The following is a 25810-nucleotide window of genomic DNA, read 5'->3' as shown; positions in this document are numbered from 1 at the left end:
CTATCTCTTTACAGTATATTGTTGTATCTGCCCAACAATTGGATGATCTGATAACGAATACCCTTTACAGACATACCATTGTTTATCTTCATCAAATGACAATTCTCTAAGAATCGTTTCGTTTTTTAATTGTGATAGCAATTTCCCTTCAGTTGAAGGCACTTCTACATGATAATAATTCATCATGCTGATCATTTTAGTTTCAATTCCTTGTTTTAATGACAGACGATCATTTTCATCTAACGCACTAATTTGAATGGATTCATTTTTCGAAGATGGAACAAAATCCTGATGTTGGACATCCCTTTTATTATACACGGTAATCTGCGGAATTTGACCTTGTTCCAGCTCTTCTAATAATTCATTAACGGTTTTTTCGTGCTGAAAATAATCAGGATTAGAAGAATCGACAACATGCAGGATAAGATCGGCCTCCTTTACTTCTTCAAGTGTGGAACGAAAGGCGGCAATCAAGCTGGTAGGCAAATCCTGAATAAATCCTACTGTATCTGTCATTAGGACCGTAAACCCGCTTGGTAATATACATCTTTTTGTCATCGGATCAAGCGTTGCAAATAGCTGGTTTTCTTCAAGTGAGGACGCCTCCGTTAAACGGTTAAACAACGTTGATTTTCCTGCGTTTGTATACCCGACAATAGCAACCTGAAAGGCTCGGTTTTTCTTTCTTCTTTCGCGGTATCTCTCACGGTGATGGACAATCCCTTCAAGCTGTGTTTTGATGTCATGAATTCGATTACGAATGTGGCGTCGATCTGCTTCAAGCTTCGTTTCCCCTGGACCTCTTGTCCCAATCCCTGCACCAAGCCTGGAAAGCTGGGTACCTTGTCCGCCTAGACGAGGGAGTAAATATTGCAGTTGGGCCAGTTCCACCTGCAGCTTTCCTTCTTTTGATCTAGCTCTTTGCGCAAAGATGTCTAGAATTAATTGAGTTCGGTCGATTATTCTTGCCTCAATTTTCGAAGCGAGATTCCTCACCTGACTGGGAGATAATTCATCATTAAATATAACTAATTTAGCTTCAAACTCCTCAACAAGGGCTTTTAGTTCTTCTACTTTCCCTCTCCCTATATAGGTTGCATTATCAGCTCGTTCTCTTTTTTGGGTTAATTGAGACAAAACCTGTCCATTCGCAGTTTTTGTCAGAGATGCTAATTCTTCCATTGAATATTGGAAAGGCAAATCATCCTCTGTTGTTTGACAGCCGACAAGTATAACTCTTTCTTGTTCTTGCATTTGCTCCATCTTAACCCCTTCTTTCATTGTTTTTTTCATCATATCAAATATCATAAATAAACACTAATTTCCATTTAATCTAGGGTACTCCCTTTCTTTTTTTTATATTCTAAATCAGCCATAATTAATTATTTCTTAATATAACTTATTAATAAATAATTGTTATTAATAGCTCTTATTAATCTTGTATTTTCTATCCATTTGTCATTATAAACCGTATATACTCCATTTTCTTAAAAAATATGAATTTTCTCATAGATATAAATGGAAATTATAGTATAATAGAACCATAAGTTACACATATAAAGGGATTATACCCTTTTTTATATTATATGGGGGATTTATCATGAATGTTTTAAATGAAAACGAGTCACGATCATACTTATATGGTTCTTTAGATGTATGTGTATGGGAGATGAATCTCGAAAACCATACTATTACTTTTGTGTCTCCTTCAATAGAAAAAATATCAGGAATCTCTTCTGACAGACTCATACAATCCCCTTCACTTTGGAAGAATCTTATTTACCCAGAAGACATAAATATAGTTTCCCAGATGAAAGAAGACATAACCACTGGGAAACCTAACTTATATGAATATCGAATCATTCATCGCGATGGTGAAATCCGCTGGCTTATGAACCAAACCTTTTTCAAACACAAAAAGCACGCAGTAGGAATAACGATTAATATTACTGAAAACAAAGAATCTGAGTCTCGTTTAAAAACCAGTATGAAAAATCTGGAGGTTATTACGAATGCTCTGCATTTAACCTCTGAAGTGACGATTACTGATTCTAATGGTATCATCCTGTATGCAAATGAAAAGTTTTGTGATCTGTCAAAATACAGTAATGACGAATTAATTGGTCAAAACCATCGAATTATCAAATCAGGCTTTCATGATGATGAAGTCTATAAAGCCATGTGGGAAACCATCTTACAAGGTAAGGTTTGGCACGGTGAGATAAAAAATAGAGCTAAAGATGGGACTTTCTATTGGGCAGACAGCACCATTGTTCCTGTTTTAGATGAGGAAGGAATTCCCTATCAGTACATTGCAATTCGGAAAGATATTACAAAGAAGAAAGAATACGAAGCAACCTTACATGAATTAACTTTTCATCATCCCTTAACCCATTTACCAAATGGAAGAAGTATTGAATTACAATTAGATAAACTATGTCAGAAACAAGAAGATTTTGCCGTTTTAAATATTGGTATTGATTATTTTAAATATATTAATAATCACTACGGATATCAGATTGGAAATCAGGTATTAATTGAAGTATCGAACCGTTTAAAAACAATTAGGCAAACAACTGAAAACATTGTTTCTCATTTTAGCGGAGATGAATTTATTATTGTATTGAGAGATATGGAAGATACGAAAGAAGCTATTCAACTTGCTGAAAAAATTCTCCAAACGATTAATGAACCAATTTATATTAATGATGAATCCCTTTCGGTTACTGCTAGTATAGGGATAAGCCTATACCCATCTGATGGAAAAAATGGTGTTGACTTAATTGAAAAAGCAGGAATAGCGTTATCGAAAGGAAAAGCGATTAGAAAAAATCAATTTCACCTATTCCAGCATTTAATGGATATAGAATCATATAAGAAATTAAATCTGCAAAATGATATCAAAACAGCGCTTGAGAATAACGAGTTCTTTATTCATTACCAGCCAAAATTCGATACAGGAAAAAAGGTAATTGGCGCAGAAGCTTTAGTCCGTTGGGAACATCCTATATGGGGTACTGTGTCCCCCGATGAGTTCATATGCATTGCAGAGCAAACAGGATTAATTATCAAGCTAGGTGAATGGATTCTAAGAAGCGTATGTACGCAAATGAATGAATGGAAACAGAAGGGTGTACAGTTAATCCCTATTTCGGTTAATTTTTCACCAATCCAATTTTCTGACGAAGGGATTACTGATTACATCTTAAATATATTAGAGGAAACAAATATTGAGCCTGAATTACTTGATATTGAGATTACAGAAAATATTATCTTTGAAAGCTATGAAGACGTTTTGAAAAAAATGGCCATTTTAAAACAAAAAGGAATAATGTTTTCAATTGATGACTTTGGAACCGGTTATTCTTCCTTAAAAACATTGAAAAAATTAAATTTTGACCAATTAAAAATTGACCGATCCTTTATCAAGGATATACAATCAAGTGCTGACAGTCTTCAAATTACCAAAGCAACCATTCAATTGGCACATCAATTAGATATGAAGGTTGTTGCAGAAGGTGTTGAAAATATAAATCAGTTCACAATCTTAAAAGAGCATCATTGTGATTATATTCAAGGTTACTATCTGAGTAAACCCATCCTGCCAAAGGAATTTGAAGCATTAATTACACAAGGAAAGACTGCAAGAGCCGAAACCTTTGTAACCTTAAAAAAATCAGTTCCTAATCGTAGAGAGTTTTTTAGGATTCTATTTAAATATCCTCTTTTAGGATCTTTAACTATTCATCATTTACATGATAAGCCTCTTTCGATTGGGAGCAGCTCTATTCTAATTGAAGATATTGGAGCTGGAGGACTTTGCTATGTTTCCAATATAAAGTTTCCAATAAACAAGGAAATTATCTTAGATATCACAACCACATTATTTGATAAAAAACTATCTTTACGGGGAAAAAATGTGTGGTGCAAATCTGTTAATGACGGATTATTTCAATATGGATTCAAATTTAATCCTGAGGAGTTTGAAGAATATGGTATGGTTCCGCTAATGAATCAATTAAAAATAGAATATAACAAGGAATTGTTGCTCCCGGACTGTAGTTTTATTAAAATCACTGACCGCGCTCAATTCTTTCATCATTGATTGATCAAATAAAAAAAAGACTAAAAAAGCGCAAAATAGCCTGATAATATTATCTGGACTTTTTGCGCTTGTTAGCATTCAATGATATTAAGTACTATTTGGATAGAAACGGACGATCCCTCTGCCAAAATACAGTTACAGATACACCGAAAAACTCAGAGAGCTGCTGGCTTGAAATCATATCCTTTGTATCCCCAGAAGAAAATACTTCTCCTCTCTTTAACAGCAATGTCTTGTTAAAAACAGGCAATATTTCTTCTACATGATGTGTCACATAAATCATAGTTGGAGAGCCCGGATTTTTAGCGATATTTTGTATTGTTTCAAGAAGCTGCTCACGTGCAATAAAGTCTAACCCGTTTGTTGGCTCATCAAAAATGAGTAATTCAGGCTCTGCCATCAAGGCGCGTCCAATCAAGACTCGCTGTTTCTCCCCTTGCGACAATGTATTGTAATTCCGGTTAGCATACTTAAAGCAGCCTAATTGTTTTAATAGGTCAATCGCTTTTTCTCTCATCTCATTTGTCGGTCTTTCATATAGTCCGATTGAAGCAAATGCCCCACTTAATACAATTTCAAATGCATTATCATTGTTATGAAGCTTTTCTTGCAGAGCAGAAGAAACAAATCCAATCTTTTTACGCAGCTCTTCTCCAAGATACGTTTTACCAAATTTCTTTCCGAGCACTGTTACATTGCCGCTAGAAGGAAAATAAAAAGCATTAAGCATATTTAGGATTGCTGTTTTTCCTGATCCATTTAAGCCAGATAATACCCAATGCTCTCCCTTTTTAATATTCCAATTGATATTTTTTAATATCAAAGAACCTTCCCTTTTTAAAGAAACATTTTCCAGCTGTAATACCAACTTGATCTACCCCCTTATCCTTTTATTTTACAATTAGTTACTACTTGAATTGAAGTATTTTGTATGTTCTTGGTCTTACATAATAGAAAAAAGACGGTGTAAAGGTATTACAAACCTTTGAAACCGTCTAATAAACTCTCGCCTATTAATTTTCTCGTATTGATAGATGTGACCGTTTGTATTCATTTATTCTTAGACTTACAGTAATTTACCTTTATTATTCCATTTCTTTGAGGAATTCAAGAAAGGTCTCTTCCGAGATTACCCGAATCCCGTTTCTTTTTAATAAAGCAGCAGTTACACCATTTCCTGGTCTTTTATTTCCGTTAAACTCACCGCTATAAATCATTGTACTGCCGCAAGAAGGGCTTCGTTCTTTTAACACAACAACGGAAGCGTCTGCCTTTTGTACTACATTCAATGTATCGTATGCACCTTTCAGAAATTGCTCTGTCACATCCTTTCCGGTATTCGTCATTACTTTTGCATGTCCATCCAACACAGCTTCACCATCTCCTCCTACTATCTCAGCAGGCTCTCTTGGGATCGATAATCCACCGAGTACCTCAGGACAGACAGGAATCGCTTTCTGTTCATCGAATAACTTTTTAATTTTTACGTTTATATTATTGGATCCGTTATATTTAACATCAAAACCGGCAAAACAGGCACTCACTACGATCATTTCATCACCCACTTGTTTTATTCTGTTGTAATACAGAAATTTTATGTCCTACTTTCTTATTTTATCTTATTTTACCCTTTAGAAAAAAGGAAGAACGAGGATTTTAGGAAAGGTCTAATAAGGAAATGGACTAGAGGATTCAAATAATTTAGCGGTTGCGGACAAAAATATAACCCCGTAGTTTTTTCTAAAAAAAACATACAGGGTTGGTATGACGTCGCTATCTTTATCAGTTGTCATAAGATACTCCTAACTGGCGCACTTACTGAATTCAGTAAGCTGTTCGTCTGTTAATTGTTTAATAAATTGATGATAATTCATCGATTCCATTCCATACTCCTCACAAATTGTCTTATAATGTTCATATGCTTTTTGATACATCTCCATTTTTCATCCTCCCTTTTGTTATATAACAGTTTATGTTGATTATTAATAATATATAACAGATAAATGAAAAGTGTCAATGTTATTTTTGAATTTATCTAATAATTGAATAAAAAAGGGATTAAAGACTATCAAACATGCTGTTAATCGAACAACCACTAGTTATTATTTACCCCTATGATCATGAATGCGAATAATCAGTTTTCCAAATCCTTCGGCAAATGGCAGTACAAGTAAAGAACAAATCACATTAAATAAGACACTGATATGTGCAAGCTGTACATCTGCTGATGCAGCAAGCTGTGTCCCCCACTCTGAAAGGTTACCGATAAACGGAAAGAAAACGGCTACCCCAATCACATTGAGCCAGATATGAGCATATGCAGTTAACTTTGCTTCCCTTCCGCTCCCGATGGCAGCTAATAACGCGTCGACACATGTCCCTATATTTGAACCAAGTAAAATGGCTACCCCTGTATCAATCTCGATAGCTCCATGTGATAAAAAACCCATGATGATTCCTGTTGTAGCCGTGCTTGACTGAATGATTCCTGTTATAACAGCTCCTGCCAGTACACCTAAGAGATAACTTTCTTTCAGTGAAAGCAAAAACCTGTCTATGATGCCAATCTCCTTTAATGGCCCTGCTAAATACTCAAACCCCCCCATAGCCGTAAACAAAAAGAATATACCCAATAAAACCAGTCCGAAACTTTGAGGTTTCTTTTTCCCTGTAAACAACAACAGAAGGGACAAAACCATTAATGGAATCAGAAACGATTGAATATCAAAAGTAATAAGTTCAGCTGTAAAGGTTGTACCAATATTCGTCCCGAGAATAATTCCTATTGACTGAGGAAACGTAAGCATACCCGCTGCAATTAATCCAATCGTGATAATCATAACAGCTGAGCTGCTTTGCAAAATACATGTAACGATGATTCCTGCCAAAACGCCCTTCCAAGGTGTATTAGTTACTTTCGTTAACCATATTTTCAAAGAGTCACCCGATAAGTTTAACAGGCCTTTTCTTAACAGGGACATTCCAAAAATAAATAGACATATTAATAGAATAAAAACAATCAGAACCAAGACCTCACCCCCTATACTATTCATCATATGGAAAGGCGATGTTGGACATGTCTAAAAGCTATTATTATCCAAAAAAACAGGAATCAGCTGGTTGATTCCTGTCTCAAATTCTATTAACTATTTATTTAATAAGCGGTTTCTACCGCAGAATTGAAATCAATTTCAAAACCAAGATCCTTTAACATTTGGTGATCATTGGAACTTTCCTGGCCTGCAGTTGTCAAATAGTCTCCAAGAAAGATTGAATTTGCCGCAAACAAGCCAAACGGCTGTAAACTTCGCAGATTCACTTCACGACCTCCCGAAATACGAATTTCCTTTGACGGATTTACAAAGCGCATGAGTGAAAGAACCTTTAAGCAATATCTTGGATTCAGTTCATCTGTCCCTGCTAGCGGTGTACCCTCTATGGCATGCAGGAAATTGACCGGGATGGAATCAGCATCTAATGCCTTTAAACTAAAAGCCATATCAACAACATCCTGTTTAGTCTCCTTCATCCCGATAATAACACCTGAGCACGGAGAAATGCCTGCTTCTTTGGCCATCTCAACCGTTTTTACTCTGTCCTGGTATGTATGTGAAGTGGTTATCGATTCATGATGGTTTTCAGATGTATTAATATTATGATTATAACGGTCAACACCTGCTTCCTTTAATCGAGCTGCTTGATCTGGATTTAATAATCCTAAGCATGCACAAACCGTTAATTGAAATTTTTCCTTTATTTCCCTCACAGCTGAAACAACCGTATCAATATCTTTATTACTTGGCCCACGACCGCTAGCAACAATGCAATATGTACCAACCCTCAGTTGATATGCATTTTTCGCCCCTTCAAGAATTGTCTCTTTGTCAATCATGCGGTACTTTTCAATTGGTGCACTCGAGATACTAGATTGCGAGCAATATCCACAATTTTCAGGACATAACCCTGACTTTGTATTAATAATTTTATTTAATTTCACTTTATTCCCGAAAAAATGATGACGAATCGTATAAGCGCCATTCAATAATTCAAGCAGCTCTACATCAGGCACTTGTAATATTTCCAATGCCTCATCATTCGTCAACACTTTTCCATTCAATACATCTATGGCAAGCTCTTTCCATTTCCCCATTTTTCATTCATCTCCCGAATAAATTTATGCACCTAAGTTTAAATGTTTAAATTGTCCTTTTGACAGCACCGATACTTTTAGTCGATGCGCCATGACTCCAGCAAACACAGCTAAAATGATATCCTTTGGCAGCGGAGCCAGCATCCATAACCAAGCAACCCCGTAGCTGAAACCTTCTGGTGCCTCAGCCCAGATTTTATATGAGAAATACATCCAATTGGTCCCAATCACATAATTGATGGCTGTTGCGACCAATGATGCGGTTATAAATGAAGCCACGCTCTTTCTTTTTTCGACTATCTTTCCAGCTGCATATGCAGCAAGGATAAAAGAAAGAATAAATCCAAATGTTGGTTTGAATACCATGCCTAATCCGGCACCAAATTGAGCAAATACAGGGATCCCTACTAATCCTATAAATGCATATGTACTAGTGGTAATAGCACCTAGTCGACTTCCCAATACAAGACCTGCTAAAACAGCAAAAAAAGTCTGTAATGTTATAGGGACACCTCCAACAACCAAAAATGGAACAATGGTTGTTATATTGGCACCAACAGCGATTAAAACAATAAACATGCTGGCTAGTGTTAATTCAAGTGTTTTTCCTTTACGTTGCATAATTTCTCCTCCTTTAGTTTGCAATTTAAAGATAATTTATAAATCTACCATATGTCAACTATATTTTTAAATTAGTTAACAAAAGAGTGTGATATTGAGAATTAACATGCCATCAAATCAAGTATAAATTGTAGAACCAAGTTAATTATTTGCCCCAATGTCCAATGTATGATAAGTTCGAGAAGAAGAATATTTTTCAGCCAAAATGTGGATAAATAATAAAATATTGGAGAAATTATATCAGGATGTAAAAAATATGTGTTGTTATAGCAGGAGGATAATAAAAGTGGATTTACATAGTAATATGGAGTTTGAAATGAAGAGTAGTTTTATCCCTAACTTTAGTAAGTCGGATACGTTAAAAATTATTGAAGTAACCGATGCGAGTGTTGTGATTCAAATGGATAATTCAGGTTGCAGAGGAGTTTTTCCAAAGGATTCTTTCAACTATTGGATACGCAAAAATTCATTAATCCAAATAAATGATCGTGAGGAAAAAACGTCTTAAATCAAATAATCAGTTAAAAGTGAATTTCTTTTACTATACTCAAATCGAAAAGCAACAGTCTTTTAGCAAAGGCTGTTGCTTTTTTTTCTCTACCAATTTGAAATTGTAATAAAAAAAACAGGAGTTCTCCTTAAAGAGAGCTCCTGTAAAATAAAATTATTGGTTCATAAATTCAATTACCTGTCCGGCAAATTCCTTTGCTCTTTCAATTTGTACCCAGTGTCCACACTTAGGAAATGTATGAAGCTGTGCATTCGGAAGTGCCCGAGCAAGTACCCAGCTCGTATGTTCAATTGGAATAACCTTGTCTTCCCGACCATGGACTAAAAGAATTTCGAAATCAATTTCCCCAAGTTCTTTCTCGGTTAATGCCATCGCATCGACATGTCTTTGTCTAGGTGCGGGAAACATGGAAGAAAATGATTCGTGGAATCCTTCTTGAATACTTGATTTATAACGCATTTCGACTAAATCACCATTTTCAGCCATACTTTGATCATAAGCAAATATCTTAATCAGATTTTTCATATTTTCAGCACTTGGCTCATATCCCCAAACCTTATCCAATCCATCCGCAATAGGATGGGCCGTGCCCATACTTCCCATTAAGATTAATTTATTTACAAGGTCAGGACGTTTTTTTGCCAAGTGGAGTGCAATAGCTCCGCCAAAGGAGTTACCGATAATGGATACTTTTTCTTTTATGACTGTTTCTATGAAATCGATCATATGGTCAACCCAGATATTAATGGAATATTGAATACCCTCTGGTCTATCAGTATAGCCAAAACCTACAACATCCGGTGCATATAGATGGAATTTCTCGGAGAGGATTGGAAAAACTAATCGCCAGTTAGCCCATGCTGATACTCCGGGACCAGAACCATGAACAAGTAGTAACTTTTCTTTACCTTGTCCATCTTCGTGATAATGCGTGTTGATCCCTCTTACGTCAATATATTTTCCTGCTTCAACCATTATAAAAGCTCCTTCCAATTTTGTATTAGGTATAGCACCTTTATGATCAATAAGGCTTTGATGGATCATTTGTAGTATACAAATGATTTATTTCATTATACTTGTTTATGAAAAATCCTTCACAAAGCAAGTAATTGAAACCGATAGGATAGATTGTACTAAACATTGAAAATTAATCATTTATGAAAAAGTTGAATCTATTTATTATTTTAATATTCGACAAAAAAATATAAAACCCTTCAATGTTTCGACAATATTACAAAAGCATGTATGTCCTTTCATAATATGGATCAAGTAATTGTTATAATTCACATGCAGCTGACACCATTTGTGCTGTTGAAACCAGGTCGGATATATACTCTTTTTTATGTCCGCATATCCTGCATTCTGGACCAGCAATGCTAATAGCAGCAACAGTACATCCCATGCTGTCTTTTATTGGGGCTGCAATACAGTACAATCCTACTTCGTATTCCTCATCATCAATCGAATAACCTTGTTCTTCAATCTGTATTAATTCTTGAATTAGTTGTTTGTGGTCGGTGATTGTTTGATCAGTGAATTTTTCGAGTGATAACTGAAAAATATGTCGATTATCTTTATCAAGATTTCCTGCCAGCAACATCTTTCCTAGTCCTGTACAGTGTACTGGTTTATATGAACCAATGGAAGTCTGTATTTTGACAGCCTTCTTTGGTTCGAGCTTTGTAATATAACTCACCCAGTTATTTTCCAGTACAGCCATATGAATGGTTTCTCCAGTCCTAATCATTAGCTCCTCTAAATAAGGAATAGCATTGTAAAATTTTTGATAATAATTTGAGACCAAATTTCCCCATCTTACCAGTTTTGACCCTAATCGATATTTACGATTAGGTGCTTTTACTAAAATTCCCGTTTTATTCATTGTTCTTATTAAATGATGAACAGTGCTTTTATTCATCTTTAATTCAATCGAAATTTCTGAAACACCTAGTTCTGGATTCTCAGTCGTAAAACAGTCAATAATTTTCACGGCATTATTGACAGAATTAATCATACAAACACCTCATACCATAGATTTTCAAATCAATAGTCCTAAACCCTTTTGATATAAGAATCCTTAACCTAGGTGTTTTTCGTGATGAGCTTAAACACTTTGTATGAAAAGGAAATAGGTATTAGGTAAACATACCTAATCGCTGATTAAAATTTTTTATCCAATCGATTTAAATTAGATAAAAAATAGTAATCTATTGATTTAATTATAGTGAAATAATTCGTTCACAATTATAATATTTCAAATAGAAAGATTTTTCAATAGATTATTTTGAAAAATTTTCCTTTAATTAAAATAAGCAGACTCATTTCGCTGAATGGAAATAAGTCTGCTTATTTCAATAATCTTTTGTACTTATGACTTTTACTTACTGATATTATTTTACAAGTGTTTGAATATATTCTTCAAATACTTCTGCACCTGCTGTTGCACATTGTACATCCTCATCTGCCGAGCCACCTGAGACACCTACTCCGCCAACAATCTTTCCATTGTATAAAAGCGGTACTCCGCCTCCAAAAACTACAAGTCTGTCAGTATGGACAATACCTGTCAATAATGCAGGTTCTTCTTTAATCATTGGATACCATTCTTCAGTCGATTTTCCAAAAGCTGCTGCAGTATACGCTTTGTTTTGTGCAATCTCAGAACTTAGGAGCGCTGCTTCATCCATCCGAATGAAGGCTTTTAAATTACCTCCATCATCAACTATAGCCGCATTGATTCTAATCCCTAACTCATCAGCTTTATTTGTAACTGCTTCCAGCATTTTTAATGCTAGTGATTGAGTTAACGCATACTTTTGATAGAGCATTTCAGAACTCATAATTTATTTTGCCTCCTCTAAATTAGCCTTATCTATTAGTTTAGCATAATCTTCAACAGTTATCATTTCTAGCTCACTTTTAGCTGTCATACAGCATGCTAATGCAAAACCATTTTCTAAGTCTTCATCAGATAAGGCATCATGAGAACGGATTAGTTCTTGCTCATACTCACCACTCAGAACCTTCACTTTACACATACCGCAGCCACCCCGTACACATCCAGTCGGTATTGGAATAAATTGCTTACGAGCAGCATTTAAAGGGGTTTCAGCTGCACCGCAGTCGTATTCAAACTGCTGGCCTCTTGCTTTAAGTGTTACTTTCACCATCAAACCCTCCTACTTCCTAAGATTAATCGAATCGTTAGGTTAGTACAAATTAAGTTAGCGCCTTCATAAAGGATTCAGATAATTCTCTACGGTGATAGAAAATACCTTGTCCAATCTTATCTTCCGTCCAAGTAATTGTCGGCATATCAGGATATGTCATATATCCGCTCGCAAAGGCTTCATTTCGGTTGCCTGATGGATCAAAGAAATAAATGGTTTCCCCTCTTGTAATACCATGGCGTGTTGGTGTTACATCAAATGGGACTTCATACATAGATAATATATCGGCTGCCTTAAATACGTCGTGCAGGGAATCAACGAAGAATGCTGCATGGTGAAGCTTTGCATCAGGTCCTTTAACAAACGCTAAATCATGCGCTTTATTTGTTGTAAATAAGAAGCTGCCTAATAACTCTTCTCCATCTACAGATGTAATTCTTTCACTTTGTCTAAAATTCAATGCTTCAATAAAGAATCTCGTTACCGTTTTAAGGTCATCACCAGTCAGCAGACAATGATCAAGACGGTGTGGTGCAATACCTTGGGCACCTAATGGCCATGGGTGTGGATTCAATGTTCCTACAGCTGTTCCTAAGAAATCAATCTCTGTATATAATTCACAATGATGCCCAGTTGGAAGGATAAAATGTACAGCCTCTCCTTCTCCTAATCTAGCACCTCTTGAAATTCTTGTTGTTGTACATCCAAATTTTTCAACTTGCTTTTCATAATAGGCAAGGTCTTCTAATGTCTCTACTTTAAATGCTAGGTGTGCTAATCCCGCTGTATTTGATTTTGTTAAAATTAAGCTGTGATGATCAAATTCATCCCATGCTTTTAAGTATACACTGTCGCCCATACGCCCTGTTTCTTGCAAACCAATGATTTTTGTATAGTAGTCTACTGATTTTTCTAAATCTAGGACTTTTAATTCAACTCTACCGATACGCATTACTCTTGGCATTAGCAATTCCTCCTACTAATAGGTTTTATTTTAGAATCGGAAATCAATTAACCATTACTAAAAAATAATATACTCTTTGTTTAGTAAGAAAACGATTACAGGAAACGCTTACAAAAAAACACGAAAAATATTAATATCTATTAACACTATAATTATATAATTAATTACTTTAAAAGAAAAGCCATTTTAGAATAAAACTTTTTCTAAAACAATTATCAATTAGAAGTTTTACTTCACAATCAATACTGGGCACTCAACACGTTTTGCAACCTTATGACTAACACTTCCTAAAACCATTTCCTGAATGGAATTCAATCCTCGGCTGCCGAGCACGACGATATCAAAATTGTTTTCATTTGCATATGTAACAATGGTTGGTCCTGGTTCACCGTATAATATAGTTGAATGATAATCAACGCCTGACGCTTTAATTTTCTCTTCTGTTAACTTCAATCTCTTCTTTCTTTCCTCTTGAATGATATCTGAATCCATATAGTAAATAGCATCTCGTTTTGACGTATCCAAATCAACAACGTAAACGACTTCAATCACAGCTGCTTTAGATAATAATGCCAGTTTTATCGCTTGGTCAGCGGCACGCAGTGCAAAATTTGATCCATCAGAAGCTAATAATATTTTTTTATACATCAAATTCAACCTCCTGTTTTTAAAAACAACAAAATCCTATTCTGCTATAATGGTAATACTTGTCTCTTATTATATCGTATACAGCGATTGATTTCACGTTTGTTTATCTATTAAATTATAATTAGTTGTCATTGCATAACAACAAATAAACCTGTTACTTCAACAGGTTTTAATTTCGAAATTATATAACGGGAAAAGGCGAGATCATCACATAATCTGTGATAAAAAATATTCAACCACTAAATTTGACTCTAGCCTCAAAGAGACATACGGTGGTTTCAACAGTTTGGATCCTTCTAACGGCAGTCCCAACCAAAGAATTTGCTGATCAATACAAACAAATGGAAAAGGCATCGATTTCTTTAGAAAACGATTAACAGATAATTCAACCGGTGCATACTCAGAAATATATGTTACTTCTACTGCATGACTCCTTTTGGATATGGCCCCCCTCCATTCCTCTGATACCTCCCTATCATTAGACATTGCCATGATGATCGATTTTTTTGCATATCGAATATCCTTCATAACTCCCGCCAGTTTTTTTGCGTGCATCCATTGCAGACGCGGATGCTGATGTTTTATCCAGCTTCCAATCTCATGAGGATATACAGCTTGTTTGTTTATTAATTGATGATTAAGGAATTTGAATAATGTCCTTGAAGGATAAACTTTTGTTTGTAAAAAGGAGCTGTTGCTGACATGTATCAGTTTTCCTTTGGTTCTAGTGATCGCCACATTGATTAGGCGCTCGCTTTCCTTTCCGATTAACAGCATTCCTGCACGATCCTGGGGATAACTGTCAACGGTATCAAAAATCATCACATCCCTTTCACTACCCTGAAATCGATGGATGGTCGCAGAAGCAATATCTGCCACTTCCAGCTGTTTCTCATAGAGATCCAATAACAAAGTTTCCATTAATTGTGCCTGCGCCCGATATGGAGCAGTATAACCAATTGAGCGATGACCCGCTTGAAACGCCTCATGTATTAATTGAAAGGAGAGCATTAGCTGCCATAGGTTGAAACGGGAACGTGACGAATCTTCAGTTAAACAGTATGCACCTGTCCCGCTTGTATCAAGCAGAATACTCGCCTGGTTCGGAAATGGATGTTTCGTTACTATCTCCTTACGAAGTGCTGCGACACCTTCGTAATCACCAACAAGGGATTGGTATATATATTTATTTGTAAAAGATGAAATATCCGGGTGCATTCTCCTTTGTTCCTTGAGCAAGAAAAGATGGGGATGTAGTCTGTTGTGCTTAACGGACTCTGTAACCCCTGCTTTATGAAAGATATCTTCCTTTAGCCATTCATTAACAAGCTCATGGTTCGAAGCAGCAATAGGCGGCAGCTGCTTGAAATCACCGCAGACGATGATTCTTTTTCCTAATGCTGCGGCAAATGCAACTTGTGGAACATAGGCCATACTAGCTTCATCTACCATCACAAGATCAAATTCTTTTTCGTATATTGCCGGGTCTGAAGCTGCTTTTGCTAGAGTTGTTCCAATAATATCCGCTTCTTTTAGGAATTGAATTTCTTTTTGATGGATTTTCTCTAATGTTGAAGCAAGCTTTGTCTCAATTTGTAACAAATTCTCAGAGTCACGATGACTAAAGGAGGAGGCTAGATCTTTTTTGAGGTTCCTTCTCTCATTGAGTAACTCCTCCTTTTCTGCAGCCAGCTGAGGATGTTGTTTGATAATAAGCTGATTCATATGTAATGATTCATACTGTTGTACAGCTTCACTAAGCTGCGAACCATAACGAATGATATCACCTTCCTGTAAGCGGCCCTTCACCCTAACGAAGGCTGTTATTTCAGTCATTACTACATCAACAGCTTGATTGCTGTGAGCTAGTACCAAAACCTTTTTATTTTTAAAATATTTATTTGCTGCAACTCTCGCCAACGTATATGTTTTTCCTGTTCCCGGCGGGCCCCAAACAAATGTAATGGGATTATATTTAGAGCGAAGAACGAGTTCATGTACATTTGATTTGATTATATCTATCGGATGCTTTGCGGGCATTGATGGATCCATAAGCTTCTTCACTCTTGCCCTTTTTCGCTTGCTTTTACTTATTTCCTCAATTCTTTGAATAAGCTGTTCAAGCAATTCCCAAGGATCATGCCAAATGGTTACTTCAGAAATGAGGTCGCCAAGTGTTTGCTCCAATTTCACAATAACACTTTGTCCCTCTGAAGATAGAACTCTCCCTTCTACCAATTTCTTGCCCCATTCAACACGCACCATGGAACCAACAGGAATCCGCATAGGCTGAACAGCTTCAAAGTAATAAGTATAGCTGCCCCCCTGATTTAACAAGTGACCATTTTTTACAGGGTATTTGCTGCTCCCGTATCTTTTCATATAAATAATTTCTGCCTGAATCGCCTTTTTCCAGGCTTTTAAATAGGTTAATGTAATTGTCATGATACAGCTTCCTTTTTCTTCGATTTCCTGATAACAGGAAAAAGCTCAATCTATATTGATTGAGCTTAGTTAGTATAACAAATAGTGTAGTGAAAAATCCATTACCTTAATCAAACCCCAGAATTAGATTCAATATGCTTAACCACTTCTTTCATTTTCTTTCCTTCACCATAATGCGTAACATCAAAATAATCTTCATGCTCATATTGATTAACATCAATATCTAAATCATGAAATATTCGGTGCAGTAAAATCACATGTTCCTTGTCTTTATTGTCTTCAACAATAAAAGTGGCTAATGATTGTATATGTGTAAAGTCTTTTTGCATTGACTCTTTTTTCTCTATTTGACTTAAAGAGGTTAATAGCAATTGGGCAAATTCCTGCTGGTCTTGCCAGTTAAGCGCTTCAATTCTTCCCCACCCAGTAGTGTTATTATAAAACTGATGGCCTTTTTGAATAAACTCAGAATCACTGACAAATGGTTCAAAAGCTATCTCTACTGATTTCTCAGCCTTTTCTTCTTCCACTGAAGATAACGCAGCTTGTCCTTTTGCATGATTTCCACTAGTTTGTGAGGACTGATCCATTTTTGTCATAATAGTCCATACACCCGCAGCCATAACCAAACACAGTCCAAACGTTAGCAAGACCCAAAATCTTTTCATCAATAAACCCACCATGTCACCTCCGAGCATATTCTATTGTTCATGCTGTTATATATCATCGAAACTTTTAGTATTCATAGTATAACAAATAGAATATTCGAACAATAATTATAAGCTCAAGGATTTAGAATATATCAGTTTATCTTGAATGAGCAATCATCAAGCAGGTTTAACTTTCTTTTAAACAATACAAAAGAGGAAGCGATATACTGATTAGCAGATCGCTTCCTCTTTGTTCCTTTTTATTGATTGCGTAAATTTAATAATTTCTGTTTCAATTCATTTTCCATCGAAATTAATTCCTGCTCAGCCTGGTGCCGCTTCGTACGGCCTTCTGCCTGAATCCGAAGTGTTTCTTCTAAGGTTGAAACTAGATTTTCCTGTGTTTTCTTTAAGGTCTCAATATCAACAATGCCGCGTTCATTTTCCTTAGCTGTTTCAATTGTATTGGTTTTTAACATCTCAGCATTCTTCAACAGCAGATCGTTTGTTGTTTTTGATACTTGTTTTTGAGCCTCTACCGCATGCCGCTGTCTGATTAAAGTTAACGCAATGGCTATCTGGTTCTTCCAGAGTGGAATAGCTGTCATAATCGAAGATTGAATTTTCTCTACTAACGCTTGGTTCGTATTTTGAATCAGCCTGATTTGCGGAGCACTTTGTGTTGTAATTTGTCTGCTTAGCTTTAAATCATACATCCGTTTTTCAAGTCTGTCAGCAAATTGAAGCATATCATTGACATCCTGGTAATCCATTTGATCCTGACTTTTCTCAGCTTTTCTTTTTAATTCTGGAATTGTTTTTGTCTGCAGTTCCTCAAGCTTTATTTCACCTGCTGCAATGTAAACATTAAGCGCTAAAAAGTAATCTTTATTTTTTTCATATAGCTGCTCAAGCATCATATTATCAGTCATTAATGCTTTTTTACAGTGATCAAGCTTCACGCTGATTCGATCAATTTGAGCCCCTGTTTTTTGATATTTGGACAGCACTTCGTTGACAGAGGATGAAATCTTCCCAAATAGCTTTGAGAAAAAATTACGTTTTTCAGGCTGCAGCTCATCCGGATTTACCTGTTCAAGCTTGCGCATTAAGTCGCCTAAAATATCTCCTATTTCACCGACATCTTTATTTTGAACATGTTCAAGCATAGAATGTGAAAAACTTAATAATTTTGATTGCGCCTGTGTACCATACAGGGAAATGGCCTGATGATTACGCGGATCAATTTGCTCTGCAAGTCCTAATGCCTTTTGTTTATTTTCTTCCGTCAGCGTATCAAGCACCCTCATGGGTCTTTCTTGCTCTCTTTGGAGCTCTGTTGTGTTGTTTGCTATATCCAGTTCTCCAAATGGATTGTCCAATAAACTATCTATTTCAGTTGAAGATTTTCGTTCAGACATCCGTTATCGCCTCCTGTTATCTTGATCAGTAGGACTTTGAATCAAGGTTTTCTTGGCAAAATCTAATTCAAAGTTTAAATTATCAATATCATCCTCTAAAACGGCATATAAGTCTTTCTCTAACGTATCGGTCAGTCTGTTCATCGTGATCCTAGTATCCTGCAAGGAATGAGTAAGTTCAGGTGTTTTCGCTGGCTGAGAATGTAGAAATGCATATTTTTCCGATATTTCAACAAGAGAATCCAAATTCTTGTAATAAAAGCTTTCGGCTTGATAAAAGCGTTTAGGCTCTTTTTTTGTAATCCCATAAATCTTATTCGCTAAGCGGACAATTTCAAGATTTTGTTTTATGTTAGTTAAGCTCCTTGTACGAAACATGGCTTTTTGCAATCGATTTATTTTCAGCTTCGCTTCTTTTAGATTCTTCTTAATGTACTGGTATTCCCTTCTTGTAAGGCCATTTTCCCGTAAGAATTTGGAATAATGAAACCATTTTAAAAGCAATGCTATAGCTGCTCCGCCTAATAATCCATACAGCATAGAGAAAATAATGGTTTGTTCAAATGCAAAATAACTAACCAGCCCAATGATAACAAGAGTGGATGCACCTGCAAACGAGCGGAATAAAAATTGAAAAAAGGCTTTCATAACAAATCGACTCCTGTTCTACCGATCTTTAACATAAGCATAATCGCCATTAAACAGATCCCTTCAAACAACTTCATTAACGACCTTAATCAAAATCTATGCGAATTTGATAATCAGTAATACGAAAAAAGACATAAGAAGGTTTCCCTTTCATCTTTATTTTAAGCGAGCTTGTCGATAATTGCTACTTGTTTGAATAAAATTGGATACTAAGCATTAGACCTGTCTAAGTCTAGAGACTTAGATGCTGGAACACCTATATTTGATTGTCAATCGTAATACATTTCCCTACTTAGGCTAAGCTTAATGAAAGGAAAATGACGTGAAAAATGGAGTGTTTTAATGACCAACACTCCATTTATATTGTATTATTTCCATTATTTTTGATTCTGCAGCTCTGAAATCTGCTCATACAGAATGTCTTCAATGATTGGGTGATAACCTAAATAGTCACAAAGAATATAATCAGGACCATGTTCCCTTTTTATTTTTTGAATTGTTTTTTCAATTTTCCTCATTAAAATACCTGTAAAAAAGAGATAGGGTATAACAAAAATCTGCTCCACCTCATCTTGTCTAAGTCTTTCAAGTGCCTGCTCAAAGCTTGGCTCTGCAGCTGTTAAGAAACATACCTGTACCTGCTTCACAAACGATTTTTGCTCTAACAGCTTCCCAATCGTCGTCAAGTCTCTTTTTACATCAGGATCACTGCTGCCACGTCCAACTAATAAGACAGATGCATTTTGTTTGATTGGGATAGATGTCTCCTTAATTCTTTCTAACAGAATCTCAATCATTTTCTTATGTACCCCAATTGGTTTTCCAAACTTTAATTCTATTTTAGGAAAACGAGATTGTAGATGGGCAATTTCTTCCGGTATATCTTCCTTAGCATGGGCGGCTGTCAACAGTAAAATTGGTACAGCAATAATCGTTGTGGCACCTTTATTTACACACCGTTCAAAGCTTTCCGCTATACTTGGTTCTGCAAGCTCTAGGAACCCAATTTCTTGTATGGGAGCATCAACTTTTTGCATCACTTTTTGAATAAAAGCAACAGCTTCATCTGCCGCTTGTTTCACCCTGCTTCCATGGCATATATATAAAATAGCCTCCATTTACATATTTCACCTACTATTAAACGAAAAGTCCAATAGACACTGTTTTCGCTTATTCATATTGTATACTGATTATGAATGTATAAAAAGAAAAAGAGGAAAAATAAATTCCTCTTTTTCTTTATTATGATCTTTACTTTTTAGATTAAATCATTATCTTTTAAATATTGAATAACCAGTTCAACACTTTCTTCGATTGAACTATTATTCGTTTCAATAACGATTTCTGGGTTTTCAGGCTCTTCATATGGAGAGCTGATTCCTGTAAAGTCTTTAATAATCCCCTGCCTAGCCTTTTCATAAAGACCCTTTGGATCTCGTTCTTCACAAGTATCAATTGGACATTTCACATAGACTTCAATAAATTCCTTCTCATTAAGTAAGTCACGGACAAGCTTTCGGTCCGCTTGGAATGGTGAAATAAACGCTGTTAAAACTACCTGGCCAGCATCTACAAAAAGCTTTGAAACCTCACCTATTCTTCTGATATTTTCAGTACGATCCTCTTCTGAAAAACCTAAATCCTTATTAAGACCATGTCGAACATTGTCACCATCTAAGACATAGTTTCGAACATTTTCACTATATAATCGGCTTGCAATTGCATTCGCTAGTGTTGACTTTCCTGAACCGGAAAGGCCAGTGAACCAAAGAACAAAGCTGTTATGTCCATTTTGCTTTCTGCGGTCTACTTTTGTTATGGATTGTTCATGCCACACGACATTTGTACTTTTACTCAACACAATTCCCTCCTACTATTAAGATTGAACAGCGTGACGCTTCAATCCGTTAATTAAAATTTCTACAACTTCCTTACGGCTGAAAGTACTAGGAGGAATTTCTCCGCTGCGAAGCATTTCTCTAACCTTTGTTCCAGATAAAATCACGTGATCTTCTTTTCCATGTGGGCATGTTTTAGCAGAAGCCATGTTTTCACATTTTGTGCAATAGAAGCTGTGCTCAAAGAACAGCAGTGTGATTCCTAATTCATCAGCTGTAAAGTTACTAAAAATCTTTTGCGCGTCATATGTACCATAGTAGTTACCTACTCCGGCATGATCACGGCCAACGATAAAATGAGTGCATCCGTAGTTTTTTCTCACCATAGCATGGAAAATCGCTTCTCTTGGACCTGCATAACGCATTGCAGCAGGGAATACTGCCAAGAATACACGATCAAGCGGGTAATAATTTTTTAATAAGGCTTGATAGCTTTCCATTCTTACATCTGCAGGGATATCATCAGATTTTGTTTCCCCTACAAGTGGATTTAAGAAAAGACCGTCTACTGTTTCAAGAGCTGTTTTTTGAATATATTCATGGGCACGGTGAACTGGATTTCTTGTTTGGAAACCAACTACTGTTTCCCAGCCTTTTTCAAGGAATGTTTTTCTTGTATCAACTGGATCTAAATGGTACTCACCAAATTGCTCTCTTTCAATACGTTTTACTAATGTGATTTTACCGCCAACATATACATTTCCGCGGTCAAACATTTTCTTAACTCCAGGATGTTCAAGTTCAGTTGTTCCATATACATTTGCCGCTTCTTTTTCTTTATTAGGAACATAGATATCTTCAATTGTAATAACACCATATGTTGATCCATTAAATTCTAAGCGAACTTCTTCTCCAACCGAAATTGTGCTTGCTTTATCTGAAGAAACCGGTAATGCAATTGGAATACTCCAAACATGACCAGAAGCAAGGCGCATACTGTTTACAACGGATTCATAGTCCTTTTGAACAAGGAAGCCTTCAATTGGACTGTAGGCGCCTGTTCCAATAAGTTCTAAATCACTTAAACTGATATTATCTAATTCAATTGATTTTTCAATTGCTGAATAATCATATTCTGCGTTCCAACGATTAATTAATGTTCCACCATGTGGGATACTTAATGCCATTTCATATTCCTCCTAATTACATTAAACATATTTTTTTAGTGTGAATTAATGAAAGAAAGAATTAAATTCCTTCCCCATTTTCATAGTACGAGCGTTTGTCTTGTTGGATTGTTTTCACTAAGCTCAATATTCCAAATGTTGCGGCACTAACACTTAATAACACTATGACAGTATACATATCCTTGTCAACAAATAATTTCATCAATCCGTATGAGATAACTAATGAAAAAACAGGTGATACAATCCATACCTTTACAATTTTACTAATTACTTGCTTATTTACGGTATTTTTTCCTTTTTTTGCAACACCAATGCCCATAATAGCTGTACTTGTGACCTGTGTTAGCGGGACGGGTAAACCAAATATGGATGCGATAATCACAAGCAATGATCCTGTACCTGAAATCGTTACACCCTCAAGCAGAGAAAATCTTGTGATCTTTTTTGCATTGGTTTGAAGGACATTTCCGCCAAGAAACATCGCACCTGTAGCAATACAAATCCCCCCAAGAAGAATTCCGGTACCCATTGAAACTAAATTGGCTCCCACTAATGGTCCAATTGCATTAGCTACATTATTCATTCCTGCCGAAAATGCTTCTAAAAAACCAACAATAATAACAAAAATCGTAAGTATCCTTTGGGCCTTTTTCTCTTTTAATTGCGGATATTTACGATTCACTCTGGTAATAACCTTACCCAAAAGAAACGCCATCGTGAAACCAACCGCAGGTACGATAACCCAAAAAGAGGCGATGACTAAAATATTATCAATGTATAAAGCCTTCTGAGCAATCCCGACACCAACAATTGAACCAACAGTAATTTCACTTGTCGAAAGAGGAATCCCTAGCAGATTTGCAATAAACAGTGAAATAGCAGCAGACGATAATATAATTAATACTACTTGTGCATTTAATAAATCGGATGGAATGATACCAGACCCGATGGTTTTGGCTACTTCACTTCCCCCGATAACTGCTCCCAAGAAAATCGCAATCCCGCATATGATTAATGCATTTCTTCTAGATTTGATTGCACCAGATCCATATGCCACACTAATGGAGGCCGCGGCTCCGCTTGCACCGATATTCATGGCAAAAAAAAGTGCCACGATAGCTGCTACATAAGTCAATGTCATGTTAGTTTACCTCTTATTTATTGATGAAGTCCACATTCAGTTTTGTTCGTTCCAGTCCATCTTCCAGATCTTAAATCATCGATATTAATAGCCGGTGAGGTACATGGAGCACAGCCAATACTAGGATACCCATTATCATGTAACTTATTGTAATCTAGCTGTTGTTTATGGGCATAGCGCCAAATATCCTTCCAAGTCCAATGGATTAGTGGACAAACCTTCACTGATTTAAATTTATTATCTTTATTGATATACTCGGTATTTTTGCGTGATTCTGACTGATCTCTTCTTAAACCTGAAAGCCATGCTGTTGCTCCTGAAAGAACCTCAGTAAGCGGAAGTATTTTCCGAATTTCACAGCATTTATTTGGATTTGATTTCCATAGTTCTTCTCCAAATTGCTTAGCTTGCTCTTCAAGTGTTAAGCTTGGTTTTTTCATTTCAATTTGCAAAGATGGGTAACGTTCCTTCACTTTTTCAATTAATTCATATGTTTCTTTAAAATGAAGATTGGTGTCAAGAAAGACCACCTTTGCCTTTTCATTTACTTTGGAAATTAAATCAATAAGAACAATCCCCTCAATTCCAAAGCTACAAGCATACACTAATTGATCTCCATAGTGGGAATAAGCCCATTTTAAAGCTCCAAGGGCACCTTTTGTTTCATCATCATGAGAAAATTCAAATGACGATGCCAATTGGTCAAAATTTTCATAGGTTAATAACTCTGACATTTATTCTACCTTCTTTCTTTTAACATATGATTCTCTTAACTTGTCATTTCCCTAGATCATTGATTATCGATTCAGTTTTTTAACTAAAATAATTTAATAAATGTTTATTTTAGCCTTACCTTTTCAACTTTGTCTAATTGAATAACCTTTCCATCCTGGATAACAAGTGTAATCGATCCAAATTTCATTTCTTGAAGCAATTGTTTAAGCTGTTCAAACATTTTCTCAAGATTATTGTCTAACAAACTAAGTTCCTCCTTTCCTACAACGGAAATGGACTCATTTGTTTGGAGATTCCTCTCCAAAACTGAATAAACAATTCATACTCTTTAATAGTATGGTTCATTTTTTTTAAATTCTAACACAAATTCAAGTATTGTCAATAAGTACTATGTAATTACTCGGAATTAATTTTCTTAATTATCTTACCATAATGAATAATACAAGGTAAATCATTATTTGGTCATAGGTCCAATTAAATATCATCATCGTCTAGGCAAAAAAATAACAGTAATAATTCGAATTCAATCATTGAAATTCGAATTATACTGCTATTTACTTTCCTATTTCTTACTTGTCTTACTCCTCAACCAATTCTGAAATGGGAACTGTCGTTTGCTCATCCAGCGGACCCCTTAAATTTACGGTTACGGTTGATCCATCTTCATTCAATTTATCAATCCATACAGATGCTCCATGATACGTAACCTCAATTTCAGCTGAAGAAGATAAAATTTGTTTGACTCTGTTTACATCCATTGTGATTCCTCCTTTTTCATCATCAGTATAGTATTTTCATTTCATGTCATTCTTATTCTAAGAACGACAAAAAATAGTCGTACAACACAAAGTATTTGAATAAACTTGTACAAGCATCTGACAAAGACGGGGTGAAATAATGGGGGTATTTTTAAGCTATTTATTTTTAGGGCTCTCCTTGGCTGCTCCAATTGGGCCAATAAATGCTGCTCAGCTAGATAGAGGAATTAAAGAGGGTTTCCTAAATGCCTGGATGGTCGGGGTTGGTGCCATGATTGCCGATATGCTCTATATGGTAGCTGTTTATATGGGTGTTGTTCAATTTCTCGAAATACCGATTGTCAAAACCTTTCTTTGGTTATTTGGGTTCTTCGTACTCGTATACACGGGCATTGAATGTATTGCAGGAGCTGGGAAAATCGTATCCCAATCTAGGGACAATAAAGGAGAATCTCTCAATAAATCATTTTTCGCAGGTTTCTTTATGTCATTATCCAATCCTTTGACGATTCTGTTTTGGCTTGGTATATACGGTTCAATTCTTGCGAAAACAGTCCATACATACGATGCAAGCCAATTAATCATATACAGTGCTGCTATTTTCAGCGGGATTACCTTATGGGACCTGTTCATGGCTCTTCTAGCCAGTTCTTTTCGAAAACTATTGACTGCTAAAATTCTCGTTTTTATTTCAATTGTATCAGGACTTTCCTTAATAGGATTTGGCTTTTATTTCGGATATGAAGCTGTCAAGCTTCTTTTCCTTTAACCCCTTCTTAGACATCAACCAATTCCTTTCCTCTAGGGAATAGGAATTG

General features: G+C 35.9%; 27 protein-coding genes. 3 read left to right on the top strand and 24 right to left on the bottom strand.

The window, feature by feature from the left end:
• Positions 1-1263 (bottom strand): GTPase HflX, encoded by a 1263-nt coding sequence (hflX, locus tag ACHUFV_RS01635; RefSeq protein ID WP_394233345.1) that lies wholly within the window; start codon positions 1261-1263, stop codon positions 1-3.
• A 337-nt stretch (positions 1264-1600) separates the two neighbouring features.
• Between hflX and ACHUFV_RS01630 the strand changes: the two genes are divergently transcribed.
• Positions 1601-4105: an EAL domain-containing protein gene (locus tag ACHUFV_RS01630; RefSeq protein WP_394231836.1), complete on the top strand. Its 2505-nt coding sequence runs from the start codon at positions 1601-1603 to the stop codon at positions 4103-4105.
• A gap of 94 nt (positions 4106-4199) precedes the next feature.
• On the opposite strand, the gene ACHUFV_RS01625 is transcribed toward ACHUFV_RS01630, so the two are convergent.
• The 6 genes from ACHUFV_RS01625 to ACHUFV_RS01600 all read right to left on the bottom strand — a co-directional run bounded on the left by ACHUFV_RS01625 (position 4200) and on the right by ACHUFV_RS01600 (position 8876).
• Positions 4200-4973, bottom strand: a complete 774-nt coding sequence (locus ACHUFV_RS01625) for an ABC transporter ATP-binding protein (protein ID WP_394231834.1) — start codon at positions 4971-4973, stop codon at positions 4200-4202.
• A 217-nt stretch (positions 4974-5190) separates the two neighbouring features.
• Positions 5191-5658 (bottom strand): 2-thiouracil desulfurase family protein, encoded by a 468-nt coding sequence (locus ACHUFV_RS01620; protein WP_394231832.1) that lies wholly within the window; start codon positions 5656-5658, stop codon positions 5191-5193.
• Between the two features lie 249 nt (positions 5659-5907).
• Positions 5908-6045: a hypothetical protein gene (locus tag ACHUFV_RS01615; protein WP_394231830.1), complete on the bottom strand. Its 138-nt coding sequence runs from the start codon at positions 6043-6045 to the stop codon at positions 5908-5910.
• A 162-nt stretch (positions 6046-6207) separates the two neighbouring features.
• Positions 6208-7134 carry a Na/Pi symporter gene (locus ACHUFV_RS01610; protein WP_394231828.1) on the bottom strand — a complete coding sequence of 309 codons (927 nt, stop codon included), beginning with the start codon at positions 7132-7134 and terminating at the stop codon, positions 6208-6210.
• Positions 7135-7259: 125 nt separating this feature from the next.
• A complete protein-coding gene (gene bioB / locus ACHUFV_RS01605; protein WP_394231826.1) occupies positions 7260-8255 on the bottom strand; it encodes a biotin synthase BioB in 996 nt (331 codons plus the stop codon).
• A gap of 24 nt (positions 8256-8279) precedes the next feature.
• The gene (locus tag ACHUFV_RS01600) at positions 8280-8876 is read right to left on the bottom strand and encodes a biotin transporter BioY (protein WP_394231824.1); all 597 of its coding nucleotides are present in this window, start codon (positions 8874-8876) and stop codon (positions 8280-8282) included.
• 286 nt (positions 8877-9162) lie between these two features.
• Between ACHUFV_RS01600 and ACHUFV_RS01595 the strand changes: the two genes are divergently transcribed.
• Positions 9163-9384 carry a hypothetical protein gene (locus tag ACHUFV_RS01595; RefSeq protein WP_394231822.1) on the top strand — a complete coding sequence of 74 codons (222 nt, stop codon included), beginning with the start codon at positions 9163-9165 and terminating at the stop codon, positions 9382-9384.
• Positions 9385-9540: 156 nt separating this feature from the next.
• On the opposite strand, the gene ACHUFV_RS01590 is transcribed toward ACHUFV_RS01595, so the two are convergent.
• The 17 genes from ACHUFV_RS01590 to ACHUFV_RS01510 all read right to left on the bottom strand — a co-directional run bounded on the left by ACHUFV_RS01590 (position 9541) and on the right by ACHUFV_RS01510 (position 24992).
• Positions 9541-10362 carry an alpha/beta fold hydrolase gene (locus ACHUFV_RS01590; RefSeq protein ID WP_394231820.1) on the bottom strand — a complete coding sequence of 274 codons (822 nt, stop codon included), beginning with the start codon at positions 10360-10362 and terminating at the stop codon, positions 9541-9543.
• 301 nt (positions 10363-10663) lie between these two features.
• Complete coding sequence (locus ACHUFV_RS01585; RefSeq protein WP_394231818.1) at positions 10664-11401, bottom strand: IclR family transcriptional regulator; 738 nt, start codon at positions 11399-11401, stop codon at positions 10664-10666.
• Between the two features lie 376 nt (positions 11402-11777).
• Positions 11778-12227 carry a GlcG/HbpS family heme-binding protein gene (locus ACHUFV_RS01580; RefSeq protein WP_394231816.1) on the bottom strand — a complete coding sequence of 150 codons (450 nt, stop codon included), beginning with the start codon at positions 12225-12227 and terminating at the stop codon, positions 11778-11780.
• 3 nt (positions 12228-12230) lie between these two features.
• Positions 12231-12557 (bottom strand): 2Fe-2S iron-sulfur cluster-binding protein, encoded by a 327-nt coding sequence (locus ACHUFV_RS01575; RefSeq protein WP_394231814.1) that lies wholly within the window; start codon positions 12555-12557, stop codon positions 12231-12233.
• Between the two features lie 49 nt (positions 12558-12606).
• Positions 12607-13521, bottom strand: a complete 915-nt coding sequence (locus tag ACHUFV_RS01570; RefSeq protein WP_394231812.1) for a catechol 2,3-dioxygenase — start codon at positions 13519-13521, stop codon at positions 12607-12609.
• Between the two features lie 228 nt (positions 13522-13749).
• Entirely contained in the window at positions 13750-14169 is a 420-nt protein-coding gene (locus tag ACHUFV_RS01565) for a universal stress protein (RefSeq protein ID WP_394231810.1), read from the bottom strand.
• 207 nt (positions 14170-14376) lie between these two features.
• Entirely contained in the window at positions 14377-16614 is a 2238-nt protein-coding gene (locus ACHUFV_RS01560) for a DEAD/DEAH box helicase (protein WP_394231808.1), read from the bottom strand.
• 110 nt (positions 16615-16724) lie between these two features.
• On the bottom strand, positions 16725-17282 hold the full coding sequence (locus tag ACHUFV_RS01555; protein ID WP_394231806.1) for a hypothetical protein: 558 nt from the start codon (positions 17280-17282) through the stop codon (positions 16725-16727).
• Between the two features lie 242 nt (positions 17283-17524).
• Positions 17525-18685 (bottom strand): toxic anion resistance protein, encoded by a 1161-nt coding sequence (locus tag ACHUFV_RS01550; RefSeq protein WP_394231805.1) that lies wholly within the window; start codon positions 18683-18685, stop codon positions 17525-17527.
• Positions 18686-18688: 3 nt separating this feature from the next.
• Entirely contained in the window at positions 18689-19333 is a 645-nt protein-coding gene (locus tag ACHUFV_RS01545; protein ID WP_394231803.1) for a 5-bromo-4-chloroindolyl phosphate hydrolysis family protein, read from the bottom strand.
• 377 nt (positions 19334-19710) lie between these two features.
• Entirely contained in the window at positions 19711-20451 is a 741-nt protein-coding gene (locus ACHUFV_RS01540) for a sirohydrochlorin chelatase (RefSeq protein ID WP_394231801.1), read from the bottom strand.
• 140 nt (positions 20452-20591) lie between these two features.
• On the bottom strand, positions 20592-21191 hold the full coding sequence (gene cysC / locus ACHUFV_RS01535; RefSeq protein WP_394231799.1) for an adenylyl-sulfate kinase: 600 nt from the start codon (positions 21189-21191) through the stop codon (positions 20592-20594).
• A gap of 18 nt (positions 21192-21209) precedes the next feature.
• Complete coding sequence (gene sat / locus ACHUFV_RS01530; protein WP_394231797.1) at positions 21210-22358, bottom strand: sulfate adenylyltransferase; 1149 nt, start codon at positions 22356-22358, stop codon at positions 21210-21212.
• A 61-nt stretch (positions 22359-22419) separates the two neighbouring features.
• A complete protein-coding gene (locus ACHUFV_RS01525; RefSeq protein ID WP_394231795.1) occupies positions 22420-23499 on the bottom strand; it encodes an inorganic phosphate transporter in 1080 nt (359 codons plus the stop codon).
• Between the two features lie 17 nt (positions 23500-23516).
• Positions 23517-24233 carry a phosphoadenylyl-sulfate reductase gene (locus tag ACHUFV_RS01520; protein WP_394231793.1) on the bottom strand — a complete coding sequence of 239 codons (717 nt, stop codon included), beginning with the start codon at positions 24231-24233 and terminating at the stop codon, positions 23517-23519.
• A 104-nt stretch (positions 24234-24337) separates the two neighbouring features.
• On the bottom strand, positions 24338-24454 hold the full coding sequence (locus ACHUFV_RS01515) for a YezD family protein (protein WP_394233343.1): 117 nt from the start codon (positions 24452-24454) through the stop codon (positions 24338-24340).
• Positions 24455-24812: 358 nt separating this feature from the next.
• Positions 24813-24992, bottom strand: coding sequence for a small, acid-soluble spore protein, H family (locus ACHUFV_RS01510; protein ID WP_394231792.1), 180 nt, complete (start codon positions 24990-24992; stop codon positions 24813-24815).
• Positions 24993-25131: 139 nt separating this feature from the next.
• Here ACHUFV_RS01510 and ACHUFV_RS01505 point away from each other — a divergent pair, with 139 nt between their 5' ends.
• On the top strand, positions 25132-25761 hold the full coding sequence (locus ACHUFV_RS01505; RefSeq protein ID WP_394231790.1) for a LysE family transporter: 630 nt from the start codon (positions 25132-25134) through the stop codon (positions 25759-25761).
• Positions 25762-25810: the final 49 nt, after the last annotated feature.

The sequence above is a fragment of the Niallia oryzisoli genome (genome assembly GCF_043641075.1).
In the GTDB taxonomy this organism is placed as follows: domain Bacteria; phylum Bacillota; class Bacilli; order Bacillales; family Cytobacillaceae; genus Bacillus_BD; species Bacillus_BD oryzisoli_A.
This window is presented reverse-complemented; position numbering and strand designations above follow the sequence as displayed.